General features: G+C 58.1%; 15 protein-coding genes and 1 tRNA gene. 6 read left to right on the top strand and 10 right to left on the bottom strand.

The window, feature by feature from the left end; translation table 11 throughout:
* Positions 1–6: 6 nt before the first annotated feature.
* Together hisN and LVY71_RS04295 are read right to left on the bottom strand one after the other, a co-directional pair.
* Entirely contained in the window at positions 7–789 is a 783-nt protein-coding gene (gene hisN, locus LVY71_RS04290; protein WP_235098515.1) for a histidinol-phosphatase, read from the bottom strand.
* 573 nt (positions 790–1362) lie between these two features.
* Positions 1363–2250: an N-formylglutamate amidohydrolase gene (locus LVY71_RS04295; RefSeq protein ID WP_235098517.1), complete on the bottom strand. Its 888-nt coding sequence runs from the start codon at positions 2248–2250 to the stop codon at positions 1363–1365.
* 231 nt (positions 2251–2481) lie between these two features.
* Here LVY71_RS04295 and cpdR point away from each other — a divergent pair, with 231 nt between their 5' ends.
* Positions 2482–2844 (top strand): cell cycle two-component system response regulator CpdR, encoded by a 363-nt coding sequence (gene cpdR, locus LVY71_RS04300; protein WP_002713397.1) that lies wholly within the window; start codon positions 2482–2484, stop codon positions 2842–2844.
* A gap of 106 nt (positions 2845–2950) precedes the next feature.
* Positions 2951–3025: transfer RNA gene (locus LVY71_RS04305), tRNA-Val, on the top strand.
* Between the two features lie 258 nt (positions 3026–3283).
* On the opposite strand, the gene LVY71_RS04310 is transcribed toward LVY71_RS04305, so the two are convergent.
* The 4 genes from LVY71_RS04310 to LVY71_RS04325 form a co-directional block, all read right to left on the bottom strand.
* Positions 3284–4888: a recombinase family protein gene (locus tag LVY71_RS04310; protein ID WP_184086157.1), complete on the bottom strand. Its 1605-nt coding sequence runs from the start codon at positions 4886–4888 to the stop codon at positions 3284–3286.
* Positions 4885–5394: a DUF2924 domain-containing protein gene (locus LVY71_RS04315; protein ID WP_184086155.1), complete on the bottom strand. Its 510-nt coding sequence runs from the start codon at positions 5392–5394 to the stop codon at positions 4885–4887. The genes LVY71_RS04310 and LVY71_RS04315 overlap by 4 nt, the downstream gene beginning before the upstream one ends.
* Positions 5395–5398: 4 nt before the next feature.
* A complete protein-coding gene (locus LVY71_RS04320; RefSeq protein WP_184086153.1) occupies positions 5399–5872 on the bottom strand; it encodes a DUF3489 domain-containing protein in 474 nt (157 codons plus the stop codon).
* 103 nt (positions 5873–5975) lie between these two features.
* Positions 5976–6206 (bottom strand): hypothetical protein, encoded by a 231-nt coding sequence (locus LVY71_RS04325; RefSeq protein WP_184086151.1) that lies wholly within the window; start codon positions 6204–6206, stop codon positions 5976–5978.
* Positions 6207–6862: 656 nt separating this feature from the next.
* Here LVY71_RS04325 and LVY71_RS04330 point away from each other — a divergent pair.
* The 4 genes from LVY71_RS04330 to LVY71_RS04345 all read left to right on the top strand — a co-directional run bounded on the left by LVY71_RS04330 (position 6863) and on the right by LVY71_RS04345 (position 10735).
* Positions 6863–7339, top strand: a complete 477-nt coding sequence (locus tag LVY71_RS04330) for a ParB N-terminal domain-containing protein (protein ID WP_184086149.1) — start codon at positions 6863–6865, stop codon at positions 7337–7339.
* Positions 7340–7349: 10 nt separating this feature from the next.
* Positions 7350–8801: a DNA modification methylase gene (locus LVY71_RS04335; RefSeq protein WP_235098519.1), complete on the top strand. Its 1452-nt coding sequence runs from the start codon at positions 7350–7352 to the stop codon at positions 8799–8801.
* Complete coding sequence (locus tag LVY71_RS04340) at positions 8794–9168, top strand: DUF5681 domain-containing protein (RefSeq protein ID WP_184086145.1); 375 nt, start codon at positions 8794–8796, stop codon at positions 9166–9168. The genes LVY71_RS04335 and LVY71_RS04340 overlap by 8 nt, the downstream gene beginning before the upstream one ends.
* A 97-nt stretch (positions 9169–9265) precedes the next feature.
* A complete protein-coding gene (locus tag LVY71_RS04345) occupies positions 9266–10735 on the top strand; it encodes a phage terminase large subunit family protein (protein WP_235098521.1) in 1470 nt (489 codons plus the stop codon).
* A gap of 62 nt (positions 10736–10797) precedes the next feature.
* On the opposite strand, the gene LVY71_RS04350 is transcribed toward LVY71_RS04345, so the two are convergent.
* From LVY71_RS04350 to LVY71_RS04365, 4 genes are all read right to left on the bottom strand, one after another.
* Complete coding sequence (locus LVY71_RS04350) at positions 10798–11187, bottom strand: hypothetical protein (protein WP_184086141.1); 390 nt, start codon at positions 11185–11187, stop codon at positions 10798–10800.
* A 107-nt stretch (positions 11188–11294) separates the two neighbouring features.
* Positions 11295–12023: a recombinase family protein gene (locus LVY71_RS04355; protein WP_184086139.1), complete on the bottom strand. Its 729-nt coding sequence runs from the start codon at positions 12021–12023 to the stop codon at positions 11295–11297.
* 135 nt (positions 12024–12158) lie between these two features.
* Positions 12159–13142 (bottom strand): hypothetical protein, encoded by a 984-nt coding sequence (locus tag LVY71_RS04360; protein ID WP_184086137.1) that lies wholly within the window; start codon positions 13140–13142, stop codon positions 12159–12161.
* The gene (locus tag LVY71_RS04365; protein WP_184086135.1) at positions 13139–14386 is read right to left on the bottom strand and encodes an MBL fold metallo-hydrolase; all 1248 of its coding nucleotides are present in this window, start codon (positions 14384–14386) and stop codon (positions 13139–13141) included. Before LVY71_RS04365 ends, LVY71_RS04360 begins: the two co-directional genes overlap by 4 nt.
* Positions 14387–14429: the final 43 nt, after the last annotated feature.

The following is a 14429-nucleotide window of genomic DNA, read 5'->3' on the forward strand; positions in this document are numbered from 1 at the left end:
CCTCAGTTACGGATTGAGCAGCTTCAGCGCGGCGTCGTGAACGCGTTTGTCGCCTGCTGCGACAATGCGGCCGCCGGATTGCGCAGGCCCGCCTTCCCAGGTGGTCATGATGCCGCCCGCGCCGTTGACGATGGGGATCAGGGCCGCGACGTCGTAAGGCTTCAACTCGGTTTCGATGACGAGATCGAGGTGGCCCGAGGCCAGCATGCAATAGGCGTAGCAATCACCGCCATAACGCGACAGCTTCACGTCCTGCTCAACGCGTCTGAACATTGCGCGATCCGGCTCTTTCATCAGCAGAGGACTCGTGGTGAACAGCGTCGCGTCAGCCAGCGACGCGCAGCGCCGCACCGACAGCTTTCGTTTTCCGGACTGGCCTTCGTAGCGCGCAGAGCCGCCATCGCCGCTGAAGCGTTCGCCGATATAAGGCTGATGCATCATGCCGAATACGGGGGTGCCGTTGTGCATGAGGGCGATCAGCGTGCCCCAAATCGGCATTCCCGAGATGAAGGATTTTGTGCCGTCGATCGGATCGAGCACCCAGACATATTCGGCGTCGGCTCGTTCGGATCCGAACTCCTCGCCGACGATGCCGTGCAGGGGAAAGCTGTCCTTGATCATCCGGCGCATCACGGCTTCGGCCGCGCGATCGGCTTCGGTCACCGGGTCGAGATCGTGGCCCTTGTTCTTGTTTTCGACGCTGAGCGAGGTGCGGAAAAAGGGAAGGATGGTTTCGCCCGAGGCGGTCGCCAGTCGTCCGATGAAAGCGGTGAAGTCGATAACCGTCACGAGGATTCCTTTGAAGCGAGCACGATGCCGGTGGAGCGAAGGTGTAAGGGATATAAATGTGAATCGATCACGGCCTTATAAAAGTCCCCGGCCACCGAGCAATCACCCGAAATTTTATGCTCATTACCGGACCGGTTGGGATGTTCATTCCTTCCTCTCTGATTCCAACGGAGGGCCAAACCGGCAGTATGTTTCTTTAAAAACTGTATCTCGGATTCATTATATGGGCGCGGTTTTATGCTTTTTTGCCACTCTAAAAAATGTTAATCACATCTCAAGTGGCTGTAATTAAATGGATTTCCTTGATGGCCGCGCTTGTGGGGCCGCAAGTCTGTTATGCGGTAGAAGCATGACAAATTCTTTAAAAATACTTGCCTTGGGTGCGCTGCGATTGCATATTGTTGCGGTGCGATAACGCCTCGCGTTATTGCTGCCCTCCTTGGGCGTTTCCTCCCTAGACTTGGGCCACTTGCTTTCGCGAGTGGCCCTTTTTTCTTGCGCAGATGGTTCCGAAAAAGTGGCACCAGCTTTTCCATTGATCCTGCGCAAAAAAGAGTCGCGATCGGAAGATGCCTATTCCGCGGCCGCCTGAAACGGACCGAGACTATCGAGCGGGATCGCAGCCAGCGTTTCGGCGAGCGCCATGAAATCATCCGCCACCTTGCGAAATTGCGGGCTGCGTTCGCGCCTCCGCTCATCCATGTAGATCGCGCGGTTGAGCTCGAGTTGGATCGTATGCAGTCCGCTTGCGGGATTGCCGTAGTGTTCGGTGATGAAGCCGCCTGCATAGGGCTTGTTGCGGCCGACCGAATATCCCAGCGACGAAAGAGTTTCCTCAACGGCATCGGGCAACAGCCCGGAGCAGCTCGTACCATAGCGGTCACCGATCACGATATCGGGACGCGCGGGCTCGTCGCGCGTGACACCCACCGATGGCATTGAATGACAATCCACCAGAATCACCGTGCCGAACGCCTGATGCGCCTTGTTGATGAGGCGGCGCAGGGCGCGATGATACGGTTTATAAAGCGCCTCGATTCGGCTGAGCGCATCCTCGACATCGAGCCGTTCAAAATAAATTTCCTGGCCGTCGCCGACCACGCGGGGGATTGTGCCGAGACCGCCAGCGACCCGCATCGAGCGGGTATTGGCAAAGCTCGGCAGCCGGCCCGCGAACATGCGCGGATCGAGTTCGTAGGGTTCGCGATTGACGTCGACATAGGAGCGCGGGAAATGCACGCGGACGATGGGAAATCCGCGGCCGGTGAGGTCCGCGATGATCTCGTCCATGAACGAGTCTTCCGAACGCCGCAGCGTCGTCTCGTCGATGCGGGATGCCGCGAGGAATTCACGCGGATAGACCGATCCGGAGTGGGGGGAATTGAAGATGATCGGCGCGCGCCAGATGGCCGGCTCGATAATCTCGAACGGAGGCGACAACTCGTCCTCGAACCGCGTCATTGCCGCCTCTTTTCCTCGCCATTCTCGCCTGCGGCGTTATGCTCGCCGCTGCCGATATAAATGTCCGGGCAACATCTTTTTGCCGGAAAAACAGGTGCTTTCTTTAACGTCATTGTCCGCAAACCTAATCGATCTGCCAAGAGGAAGTTCGCCTTCACCCGAAATTTACTACCCTTCTGGCAAATAGAAGGCAGGGGACTTCTCCATTCACGGGATTTGACGACCAGCGCCATGCAGCACAAAATTCTCCTTGCCGAAGACGATAACGACATGCGCCGCTTTCTGGTGAAAGCGCTGGAGAATGCCGGCTTTCAGGTCTCGTCCTACGATAACGGCTTGTCAGCCTATCAGAGGCTGCGCGAAGAGCCTTTTGAAATGCTTCTAACTGACATCGTGATGCCAGAGATGGACGGTATCGAGCTCGCCCGCCGGGCTTCGGAACTCGATCCCGACATCAAGATCATGTTCATCACGGGATTTGCCGCCGTGGCGCTGAATTCGGACTCGGAAGCGCCCAAAAACGCCAAGGTGCTGTCCAAGCCGGTGCACCTGCGCGAATTGGTCAGTGAAGTGAACAAGATGCTGGCGGCCTGAGGCGGCCGGCGATTGGGGCCGATTCACCCAGAAAACACCTCTTCCCGTCCTTGCCTGGGGCAGTCCAAGCCGATATAGGGACGCATCCCGGCATCAGTGGTCTTAAGGGCGCGTAGCTCAGCGGGAGAGCACCTCGTTGACATCGAGGGGGTCACAGGTTCGATCCCTGTCGCGCCCACCACCCAGTTTCCCCCGAACCGCACTCTTTCGGTTCGACTGCAAAGAGGCTGTTTTAGCGGGGATTTCCGCTGTTCTCATCTCGCATTTTCGGTCTCTGCGGGTGATTGCGGTCTCTGGGGGCGATTTTGGGCGTCCGGTCTCTGCATCCGAAAATTCCGTTCCTGGTGGCTCGAGATGGAGCGGGCAGAACGGCCGATTTCAGCACAGGAGTGACCGTGTGCATTCCAATCTGGAGACAGTTTATGGGGAGTGCCGGGAGTTATCGCGGGTTGAGTCCAAGGGCCTCGAACTGTCGGGTCCACTCGGCGGGAGCATCGCGGAGCCGCTCGACACCAATGCCACGTGGCAGCCGGCCTTCGACTGCGGCTTTAACGAGAGCGGGCGCAAGGAAGGCCAGCGAGATCGTCATATTAACCTGACGAACGCTGCACTTTTCGCGGGCGGCAATTTCTTCGACCGCCTTGATCTCACCTGACACAACCTCGTTTAGCCAGCGCCGGCCGCGAGCGATGGCAGCCACAAGGCGCGTGCGCCGTTCGGTGCGGATCGGCCGGACGTCAGCTCTCGATTTATTGTGCGGTAGCAGGATCTCTTTGAATTTTCGAGATGGCGGCTTCTCCCAAGCGATGGTTAGGCTCTCGTCGTCGCCATCTGGATGCTGCGATTTCAGGGTGAGGATCAGCCGATCAGTGTGCACATCGATGCGCGCAACATGCTCCAAGATGGAGTTACGGTCGGCCCTTTGTGCCGGGTCGGAACGAGGCTTCTCGTTTTGCGCAATGAGATGTTCATTCAGTGCGTTGGTGACGGCGTCCTCGACCTGAGTTGCAGCAATACGAGAGACCGATCCAACTAACGCAATTTTTGACTGCCCATACAAATGAGGCGACGAGACGTAGTAGCGATACCGAATGCCGGCTTTGGTCGCGTGGGTAGGGATCATGCGGTGGCCGGAACCATCGTATAGCAATCCCGTTAGCAAATAGTCCGACTTGTTGCGCTGGATGGTGCGATGAGATCGTTGGCTCGTCAGTTTCTGCTGAACCGCTTCAAACAACTCTCGTTCCACAATTGCGGGCTGCTCGCCCGATAGAATCTCATTCTTGTATGTGACCTCACCGATATAAAATCTGTTGCGCAAAAGATAACAGAGTGAGCCCCGGCCGAAGGGAATTCCCCCACGCGTTTGGCCTGTTGCAAGCAGCTTCGACTTTGTGAAGATCTTTTGATCACTGAGGTTCCGCATCAGCGCGTGCACGCCGCCGAGTTCAAGGTATCGTTGGAAGATCGTCCTGACCCGGTCGGCCTCCTCCTCGACGACCGCGATCTTGCCGTCGTTCATCGCATATCCCAAGGGGAGGGGGCCGCCGACCCATATGCCTTTACGTTTTGAGGCTGCGATTTTGTCGCGAATTCGCTCAGATGTGACTTCTCGTTCGAACTGGGCAAACGACAACAGCACGTTCAACGTCAGCCGACCCATGGAGGTCGTCGTATTGAACTGCTGGGTGACCGAGACGAACGATACGCCGTGTGCATCAAACAGTTCCACGAGCTTGGCGAAGTCGGCCAGCGATCGTGTCAACCGATCGACCTTATAGACAACGATGACGTCAATCTTCCGATCACGGATGTCGTCCAGCAGCCGTTGCAGGTCAGGACGGTCGGTTGACCCACCGGAGTACCCGCCATCGTCATACCGCGACCGGATCAGCGTCCAGCCGGCATGAGCCTGACTCTGTATATATGACGACGCTGCATCGTATTGGGCATCCAGCGAGTTGAACTCCTGATCGAGTCCATTGTCGGTCGAGACTCGCGTATAGATGGCGCAACGTACAGCCTTGATTGAGGTCGTCTTCACGATCGTGCCTCAGTCACCGATTCTTCCTTGTCTCTGAGGCCGAAGAAGCGAGGACCGTTCCATCTGGTGCCGGTAATTGCGAAGGCAATCTTGGTGAGACTGTCATAAGTTTTGCCATTCCACGCGAACCCATCCGCCGTCACCATCACTCGTTGCGACTTCCGATCCCATTCCCGCACCAATACTGTTCCGGGCGTAAGTTCAGTCCGTTTCTGATCGGAGCTTGCCAAACGCGCGGATAGCTCAATCCGTGATTCCTTGACTGTGGTCCGGTCCAGAATTTTTCTCGTCTCGTGATCAAGATCGCTGAGGCGGTCGGCCTGGATCTGATAGGCGAGAATCCTAAACAACAGATGTCGCGGCAAATGATCAGGGGCGGGTCTTTGAAACACGCTTTGCCATCGCATGCGGAGGCCCTTGAAGCCGAGACCGCGCAGATGCGCGGTCTCGTCCTCAATGGAAACTTTGACTGTGTTACGACCGTTTCCGTTTTTCCTATCGCCCATCGCATCAGGCCGCCTGTTTCGGCCTGTCGACCGCAACAGGAGAGGCCTTGCGATCCCTGATGCGATAAACCCGTCCCTTATCGCTTTCTTCGGAAACAAGATTGAGACCGAGCTTCTTCTTGACGACGCCTGCGAAGAAGCCGCGTACCGAGTGTTGCTGCCAGCTGGTCGCCTTCATGATGGCGGTAATGGTCGTGCCTTTTGGCTGGCACAGCATCGTGAGCACGGTAGCTTGCTTTGAAGACTCACGTGCGGGCTTTGCCACTGGAGCTTGGGCGGGAGGCACTTTGGATGGCTTCGAATGTGGAACAGTTTCGAAGGAACGTGCGGAGGACTGTTCAGTGACGCCTTGAACGCGTGAGCGTGCTGCCTTGGCTAAACGAGTCGTGTTCACTTTCGATGGTTGTCGTGCCTTGGCGGCGGGTTTACGCGCTACACCTCCTTTGCGGGCGGGATCTTTGGCTTTTTGGATGTTCATGGGATCTCCTGTGGGTCAACGGCAACATCGGGTGCTGCCACTGACCCGGCCCGCCGATCTCAATGCGAGGGCGGGGGAGGTCCCAGTTAGGGAAAGATAGTGATTATGTGGTTTCAGCAAACAGGTTGCGTTTGATCGTCAGCGCTGCCTTGAACAGGTCCCGTGCCTCATGCACCAGACCTTCAAAGTCCATCAGGATCTGCACGGCACGATCCACGCTGCCATCGCGCGCGCAGCTCTCGGCAGCTTTCGCGATACTTAGAGTTTCTTCCAGCTTGCCGCGGATTTCCGTTACGAGTGCGGCGACCACGTTATTTGCGGCGACATCGGTCATCAGGGTGCTCCTTTTTTGCGTACCACCACACACGCTCCGTTCGCCGCTGAAGTCGAGCGGATTGTGAGTAATCTTGTGGCTTTGTTGGCCGGTAACGGAGCATCCTGTGATCCTGGTTTTCAAGGAATTTCGCCGAGCTGCGCACGCGGAAATCACAGTGCAATTCGGGGGCGACATGGGTGCTTTTAACCGCTTGGTCGGCGTGGCCAGATACTAGGTGAATAACGCATTGCAACGGGGCTGGCTTATTGAGGTACCATCGGCGCGTGTTTCTAATAGGAACTATTTTCTCGGATTTGGCTTAGGTTAGGGCCGTGGATACGTCCGGGGCTTTCGTCCCGCGAGGTTGATGTGCGCTTTTTGCGTCATAGTGGCATTAACAAGGGGCTCACCCGTCTCCTGATGCCAATTTTATAAGTAGAGTCAGCTATATAGCGATCTACAAAGTCTCTTTTTGGCTGCCGCATAGCCCAATCCTGACAATTCGCGATTTTTGGCAAACGCTCGGGACCATGGCCGTATCTGTTACGGACGTTATGGAGACGCATTAGCGCAGCTCACCATCTCGGGCAGCGCAGGCAGATATCTCTCAAGGCGTGCAATTCGAGCTGTATGCACGTCGTCCGCCGGTGCTCCAAGGTCTAAGGAGCCCCAAAATGGTTCAAAAATTGAATACGAAGGTCATCCCTTTTTCCCGCATCCAAGTGTCCCCTTCGCGTTTGCGTCGCAAGAATGTCGCGGCGCTGCGTGAGGCGATGCAAGTGATCCGCAAATATGGTCAGCCGCGCCCGCTGATCGTCGGTCCGGACTATCAGCTTCTTTCCGACACGACTTCTTATCTGGCACTCAAAGCGTCGAACTATGAGTTTGTGAAGACGCTTAAGCTGACGACGCCTTCGCCGGCGGCCGTTCGTGCTGTCGGCCGCCTGCTGGTTTGCTTTGAGGTCATCAATCGCCAAGCGGAAGTCTTCAATGAGGCGCTGGCATCTCTCGACCGCATCGCGGAGCTTGATGTCCAATATCTTGTGCTCGAACTGCTGCCGGTCATGATTACCGGTACTGGTGAGCTGTCGCATTGCGTTTCGCCGGCCTTGGTTTCGGACGCGGGCGACCGCACCCCGCTCGAAATCTAATGGGTGCGACATGACCCATAAAAACTCTCTCGAGATTGTCTATCTCAAGGCGACGGCTATCAAGCCGTCGCCCCATGCTGCGCGCCAGCACAGCAGCGCGCAGCGTCGCAAGCTGAAGGCCATTCTGCGGCAGTTTGGTCAAGTTGTGCCGCTTCCGTTGGACGCGGCGACCGGCACGCTGATTGATGGCCATGCCGTGTTCGATGCTCTGGTCGAACTCGGTCACGACGAGATCGCCGTGGTGCAGTTGGAAAACCGCTCTGAGCCGGAGGTTCGTGCCCTCCGGCTTGCCCTGAATCGCGTCGCCCAGGACGCTGTCTGGGATAACGCCAAGCTGCGCGGCGAGTTCGAATACCTGATCAGCGTTGGTTTCGACCTTGATCTCGGCGGCTTTGAAGCGGTGGAGATCGATATGGCCTTGTCGATCGATACGCCGGCCGCCAACACCGTTGAGGAAGAAGCGCTCGATGACCTTGCGCCGATGGCTGGTCCGTCGGCCGCAAAGCCTGGCGATGTTTTCCGCCTCGGTGATCACCTGATCGGTTGTGGCGATGCCCGCGATACGGCTTTCATCCGTGACCTTGTAGGCACCAATACAGTCGCCTGCGTGTTCAGCGATCCGCCTTACAACGTGCCGATCGATGGCTTCGTGTCTGGTCTCGGCAAGACGCGTCATCGTGAGTTCGCTATGGGTACCGGCGAGATGTCGCGCGACCAGTTCGTGGCGTTCCTGAGCACGACGGTGGCCGCAATTAAGCCCGTTCTTGCCGACGGCGCGATTCTTTTTCTCTGCATGGATTGGAGGCATGGCAGTGAATTGTGCGAGGCTGCGGCGCAAAACCATCTCGAACAAAAGAATCTTTGTGTCTGGACGAAGAGCAATGCGGGCATGGGAAGTTTTTATCGCAGCCAGCACGAGCTGATTTACGTGTTCAAGCATGGCGAGGGATCGCATCAGAACAATTTCGGTCTTGGCGCCAGTGGCCGCTCCCGCTCGAACGTCTGGCAGTATCGCGGCGTCAATGCCTTCGGCAAGGACCGCATGGACCTCCTTGGTATTCATCCGACCGTGAAGCCGGTCGCGATGATCGCCGACGCATTGCGTGACGTCACCCGTCGCGGTGATCTCGTGCTCGACGTCTTCCTGGGCTCGGGGTCGACGTTGATTGCGGCCGAAGAAACCGGCCGCGTCTGCATCGGCGTCGAGCTTGATCCGGTCTATGTCGATGCCGCCATCCGGCGCTGGCAAAAGCGAACCGGCAAGAATGCGGTTCATGCCGCCACCGGCGAGACCTTTGACGCGATCGCGGAACGCGTCGTGTCGCCGGTGACAACGATGGACGTGGCTGTCGCCGAGCTGCCTGCTGGCGCGGCCGCCACCGGCGCCTTGGTCGCCGCAGACCTGCCCATCGCTTCCACCAACGTGACAGAGGCTAGCGTGACGGAGGCCGGCGATGTCTGAGCAGGAGGATGATAAGGTCGGCTACCGCAAGCCGCCCGCCGGAACCCGTTTCAAGCCCGGACAGTCCGGCAACCCGAACGGCCGCCCCAAGGGCAGCGTCAATCTGAAGACGGATCTGCGCAGTGAGCTTTCGGAAAAGATCCGGATTCGGGAGGGCGAGCGCAGCCTCAAGGTCTCCAAGCAGCGCGCCATGCTGAAGGCGCTTGTCGCCAAAGCACTGAAGGGCGACGCTCGCGCGGCCAACGTTGTCTTGACGCTGGTCGGTCGGTTGTTCGAGGCTGAAGCTGTGGCAGAGCAGGTGCCGGCGCTGACATCCGACGACCAAGCGATCCTCGAGCGCTTTCTCGCGCGGCGTCTGGCCGAATAGGAAATGCGGATCATTTCGGCCGGCGCCGATCGGCGCCGGCCGCTCGTTTCTGAAAGTAGGACCTATGCGTTCTGATCTTCAAATCTTTCGTGCGGTCATGAAGAACGACCTTCAGGCGTTTCTGGAGGGCGCCTTTCCGGTCGTTGATAACCGCTGGGCGCTCGAGGTCGCGCCCTATCTGGAATATTTGGTCAACGAACTGACGGGGGTTGCTGAAGGCCGTGACACCCGGCTCATTATCAATCTGCCGCCACGTCACCTGAAGTCCGTGTTGACGTCCATCGTGTTCGTTGCTTGGCTTCTCGGTCGCAATCCGAAGCTGCGCATTGCGGTGATTTCTCATAGCCAGGCCTTGGCCTCAGATCTGGCATCCAAAACGCTGCAGCTGATCAACTCGGATTTCTACCAGCGGGTTTTTCCGAGCTTTCAACTCCGTGACAACGGCCGCAAGGCCATGGACTTTGTCACCGTCGAGGGCGGTGGCCGCTATGCGGCCTCGTTCGAGACCGGCATCACGGGCCGTGGTTTCGACATCATCATTATCGATGACCCGATCTCGGCCCATCACGTCAAGTCGGAAAAGGAACGCCAGAACGTCAACGAAAACTTTGACGCGATGATCGCGTCGCGCCTCGACGACCAAATCAGAGGCGCCATGATCGTGGTCGGCCAGCGTATGCATGAGGATGATCTGTCCGGCAGTCTGCTTCAGAAGGGCGGCTGGAAGCACGTCTGCCTGGCTCTGGTGGCCGAGGAAGACGCGGTTTATTCCTTCGGCAACTCGACCTGGGATCGAAAGACCGGCGAGCCGCTGCTGACAAATCAGTGGCCTGCCGAGGTCATCAAGCGGAAGCGGGAAGAGGTTGGCGAGTCGATCTTTGCTGCCCAGTATCAGCAGAACCCGTCAGCGGCACTAGGTGAGCTGATCCGGCCGGGCCAGATCAAGCATTTTGATGACCTGCCGCCGGACGCGCGGCGGATTACGCTGAGCTGGGACACGGCCGTCAAAACCGGATCGGACAATAGCTACACGGTGTGTCTCGTGATCGCCCGCGATATCCGGCGTCACTATGTCATCGACGTGCTGCGCTCACGTCTCGACCCCGTTCAGATGCGCGATGCCGCTCTCGAACTGATTACGGCCTACAAGCCGGCAAAAATCCTGATTGAGGATGCCAGCTCAGGAAGCGGCCTTTACAGCATGCTGTTCGAGCGTGGTCATCATGCCGAACTTCGCCCGACCGGTGGACGCGGCAAGGAAGAGCGGCTTGAGAGCCAACTCCACGTTTTCGCGCAACACCGGGTTCTGATCAAAAAGAATCAACCCTGGACGGTTGAACTCGAAAGTGAGCTGATGCGTTTCCCATTCGGAAAGCACAACGATCAGGTGGACGCGCTGACGCAGTATCTCGCCTGGGTCGCTGAAAGTCCCATGGCCAACCCTGTGGTGATGGGCACCGGCGGGATGGATGCGCGTATCGAGCGCGCGCTTTCTCGGCGACTTTGGCCCCTCGCAAAGGGCGACAATCCACTCCGTCCACGCGGCAAACCCCTTCGCCGGCGGTAGTGACGATCGGAGGATGCGACCGGAAGGTCTCCATACGGACGTCGAAGGCCTCCTGATTGCCGTCAGAACGGCAGCATGGGTGCCTCGAGGTAGACTTGCCTTTTTTCGACGTCGGCCCAGGACATGTTGAAGTACACCGGCTTCCGCCCAAGGTTCGTAAAGACGTCGGCGACGCAAACGCGGTGACGGACTTCGTTGTTATCGTCGAGCAGGTCCTTCCCAACGACTCCTATTTCGCCGATCTTGAGCAACTTCAGGCCGAGCGCAGCTTGAGGCGCATTCTTGAAGGCATCCTGCAGCATGTCGCGGGTGGTGTTGCTGTTGCATTCGGGAATGCTGGCTGGGCCACCATAGCCGCCTGTTGCAAGGCGTAGCGTGGCGATGACACCTCCGAACAGAGTTGCGAACGCAATACTGGTCATAAGGTTCGATTTTGAAAACGACATTGTCATGGGTGGCTCTTTCTCTGTGGGAGTTTCGAAACGATCAGGTGATGGGCATGAGGCATCGTTCGCCGCCGCCGTTGAAAGGCGTGCGTCGAGGCGTCGAAGAGTGAGTATTATTTTTTCAGGTTGAGGTAGGCCGATGACAAGGGCGCAGCGCCGAGGAGTGCCGTCAGTCGCTGCGCCTGTTCGTACTGATCAATCAACGTGATCTCGAAGGCGGTGACAAAATCGCTGTCGAACATCGGATTGTAGCGATCAATCACAGCGGCGCAGCGCGCATCCAGCCGGTCGAGCGAAAATGCGGTCGGTGTCGTCGATAAGGGCTGTTCGGAGGCAGAGCCAGTCTCGTCAGCGATGGTCGGATTTGGTGTTATGAATTTCGAAGTCAGGCCGATCGTCCTGACCGTGATGGTACGAATGGCCGCATCTGTGCCATTGCACAGATAGACCGGCATGGTCTTCGGGCTGCGGAAGTCCGGAAAATACAGAGTGAGGCTGGCCGGCGCTTTCTCAGGTGCCGGGGTGACATAGCCGCGCTCCCGCGATGGCTCCGGCGCGAACGCTACCGGAATGCTTGAAATCCGCGGCGAAAACTCCGACCCGCTGCCGATGGCCTCGGTACGCGCGATCAGCAGGGTGGCGCCGGACTGTTTGCTGTCCTCCATGGCTTGCCGCAATTGCGGGCGCGCGAAGCCGTCAGTCTCGGGCTCAATGTATTCAGCCTGGACAGCTGCCTGATGGGCTTCGATCCAGGTTTTGACGGCCTCACGTTGTTCTTGCAGTGCAATATCAGAGTATGCGGGTTCACTCGATCGGATGCGGTAATAGGCAATAACCTTCATGTAGAATCCCAGATTAAAGGCACGGACAGCCCGTGCCCCTTAGATTCAAATGAGGCCCCGAGGAATTGCGGGGTTTTGCAAAGAAAGACCGAGTGTCTCCCGAAAGCCGCATTTCAGGGCGCGGGCACTGCGACATCAGAAGAATTCACCCGCCGACCGGGTGCTTCCGATCGCTTTGATTTTAAGAGCTGGCTGGTGCTCCCGCAGGCGCTTGGCGTCTCGTTCCCAGCGCCCATCGCGCTGATCGCCATCGAAACCGAACACAATCAGCCGGGGATCAGGATCAATCTCGGCCTTGACTTGGCCTGAGGCGATGGCGGCGATCAGGGGATCAGGTTCGAGTGGCAATCTGCTTGAGGGAAGGGCAGTGCGGGCCGCAGTTTGCATGGTGTGGAGACGGACCAGCGCCTGACAGACAGCGACGTAGCGCTGTCGCAGTGTTGCATCATGCTGTCTGAGCGTTGCCTGGTAACGCACGATCTGAGCCAAAACGGCAGGCTCACCTTTGGCCCTCAAGGCCGGATTGCTGAAATGCTTGGCCTCATGGAAAACGATGAACGGCTTGCCGCCGCGGTTCTCTACGGTGACGACATCCAGCCGGTCCTGAGACCGATCAATCGGCGGGGCGTCCGCTGAATGGGCATCAGTGTCTGCCAGACTTTCGTCTATGGAAGAGTTTGCCCGCAGCAGCGACAGTTCGACGTCGATCACTTTTGAACTGCCGACGATCAGCGGATGCAATCCGCTCTTTTCAGCTCCAGCAAGATCGGTGGCCGAGCGGATCATGTCGGAGAGTGTCGATGGGCCAGCGTATTGCGACCAACCGATATCGGATGGTTGAAAGTGTCCATCGTGATGAAGCTGAGCCAGCACCTGCTGCTGACGGATCAGGTATTTAGTATGGGTCCAGGGAATAAGTCGGCCGTTTCCGCCATCGTCGATCCGGAAGATCGAGGCACCCCGGTGGTAGACATTGAGTGAGTTTGCTCGCACCGCAATGAACACGTCGTCCCGTAGCAAAACGTCGCGCCACCACGATGGCTTCTGAGCGAGATTGTCGAGCGCATCGAGGAACGCCTTACTCACACCGTAGCTTGAGGACGTCTGCTGAATGGTCATGTTGCAACGTCCCACCATTCGCCATCATTCTTGAGACTGACAGCCTGGAAATGCGCTGGAAACTGCTCCGGCTCATAGGTATGGATCGGCACCAGCATCTTCGGCTGGATCGCCTCCGCCAATCGCTTCAGATCGGGGATGCTGGCGTGGCCGGAGGTATGGGCGTGATCGAGCGGGATGCCTCGTGCTTCGAGCTCGGCGAGGAGGGCGAGGCCGCGCTCCTGTTTGAGATAGCCGTCCCATTGCGACCAGATGGCGCGTGCGCCGGACAGGCAGCCGGCATGATCGAGATCGCGCAGCATAGCCGGTCGAAAGAGCATCGCCGCCCGAGGAGCCAGGTCCTCAAGTCGCTCCACGAAAACGCGGTTGGTCTTGTGAGGATCGAGCAGGTCAAAGCGGCCGCCGCGCTTGATCTGGATGCGCTGATACTGCGGGACGTACACCGCAATATGTGGCCAGTCCGATTGAGGGATACTGGCGTTCTCCGTCGCGCGAAGAATCTCGGCGGCATAGAGATCGATGATCAGCGTTCTGCCGGTGCGCTTGCAGGCCCGATACAGGCTGACCATGCGATCGATGTTTTGCGCCGAGGCTGCGACCAGCGCTAGGCCGTCCGTTGCCTCAAACAGGTCAACGAAGCGCTGTTCAACTTCGGCCTCGGCCGGAAAGACGTGATCAGAGCTGAGGCGGCCAAAACTCGATCCTTCCATCAGCATCACGTCGATGGATCGTGGAGGATGGGTCACAAGGCGCTCGAACAGTGCAGCTTTGCGGCCGTGCGCCCGGATATCGCCAGAATAGAACAGGCGCTTGCCGTCAGCTTCCACCTCAAGGGCGTAAGCATCATAGGCGGAATGATCGACCAGATGTGGCGTTACCCGGAACGGGCCGAACTGCAGCGCCGTGCCACTTGAGAACTCGATTGGTCTTACCGGCACGTATGGCTTGGGCACGAACGGGGCTGCGGCCTTCAGAATGCGGTGGGTTGCAGCGCCCAGCGCAACCGGCAGATCAGCGCCCGCGAGGTGGGCCAGCCCCCAATGATCGACATGACCATGGGACAGAACCAGAGCCAGCAAATCCCCGCCGCCTGCAAGTCCGTCTACTGACGGATGGACGCTGACCTCGTCCGCATCGCCGTTCAGAGGCAGTCCTAAATCCAGCAGAATTCGGCCACCCTCGGCGGCCAGTTCGATGCAGGTCCCGCCAATTTCCTTAGTCCCGCGATGAATGCGAATGCGCACAACTGCCCCAAATCAGTAATAGGGACATTATAGTGCGTGTTTT

This window comes from Bradyrhizobium sp. G127 (assembly GCF_021502575.1).
Taxonomy (GTDB): domain Bacteria; phylum Pseudomonadota; class Alphaproteobacteria; order Rhizobiales; family Xanthobacteraceae; genus Afipia.

Bases quoted from the DNA above. Each gene is read 5' to 3' on its own strand.
- LVY71_RS04295 (WP_235098517.1), bottom strand. From the start codon at position 2,250: ATGACGCGGTTCGAGGACGAGTTGTCGCCTCCGTTCGAGATTATCGAG.
- cpdR (WP_002713397.1), top strand. From the start codon at position 2,482: ATGCAGCACAAAATTCTCCTTGCCGAAGACGATAACGACATGCGCCGC.
- LVY71_RS04315 (WP_184086155.1), bottom strand. From the start codon at position 5,394: ATGGGCGATAGGAAAAACGGAAACGGTCGTAACACAGTCAAAGTTTCC.
- LVY71_RS04320 (WP_184086153.1), bottom strand. From the start codon at position 5,872: ATGAACATCCAAAAAGCCAAAGATCCCGCCCGCAAAGGAGGTGTAGCG.
- LVY71_RS04325 (WP_184086151.1), bottom strand. From the start codon at position 6,206: ATGACCGATGTCGCCGCAAATAACGTGGTCGCCGCACTCGTAACGGAA.
- LVY71_RS04330 (WP_184086149.1), top strand. From the start codon at position 6,863: ATGGTTCAAAAATTGAATACGAAGGTCATCCCTTTTTCCCGCATCCAA.
- LVY71_RS04335 (WP_235098519.1), top strand. From the start codon at position 7,350: ATGACCCATAAAAACTCTCTCGAGATTGTCTATCTCAAGGCGACGGCT.
- LVY71_RS04340 (WP_184086145.1), top strand. From the start codon at position 8,794: ATGTCTGAGCAGGAGGATGATAAGGTCGGCTACCGCAAGCCGCCCGCC.
- LVY71_RS04345 (WP_235098521.1), top strand. From the start codon at position 9,266: ATGAAGAACGACCTTCAGGCGTTTCTGGAGGGCGCCTTTCCGGTCGTT.
- LVY71_RS04350 (WP_184086141.1), bottom strand. From the start codon at position 11,187: ATGACAATGTCGTTTTCAAAATCGAACCTTATGACCAGTATTGCGTTC.
- LVY71_RS04355 (WP_184086139.1), bottom strand. From the start codon at position 12,023: ATGAAGGTTATTGCCTATTACCGCATCCGATCGAGTGAACCCGCATAC.
- LVY71_RS04360 (WP_184086137.1), bottom strand. From the start codon at position 13,142: ATGACCATTCAGCAGACGTCCTCAAGCTACGGTGTGAGTAAGGCGTTC.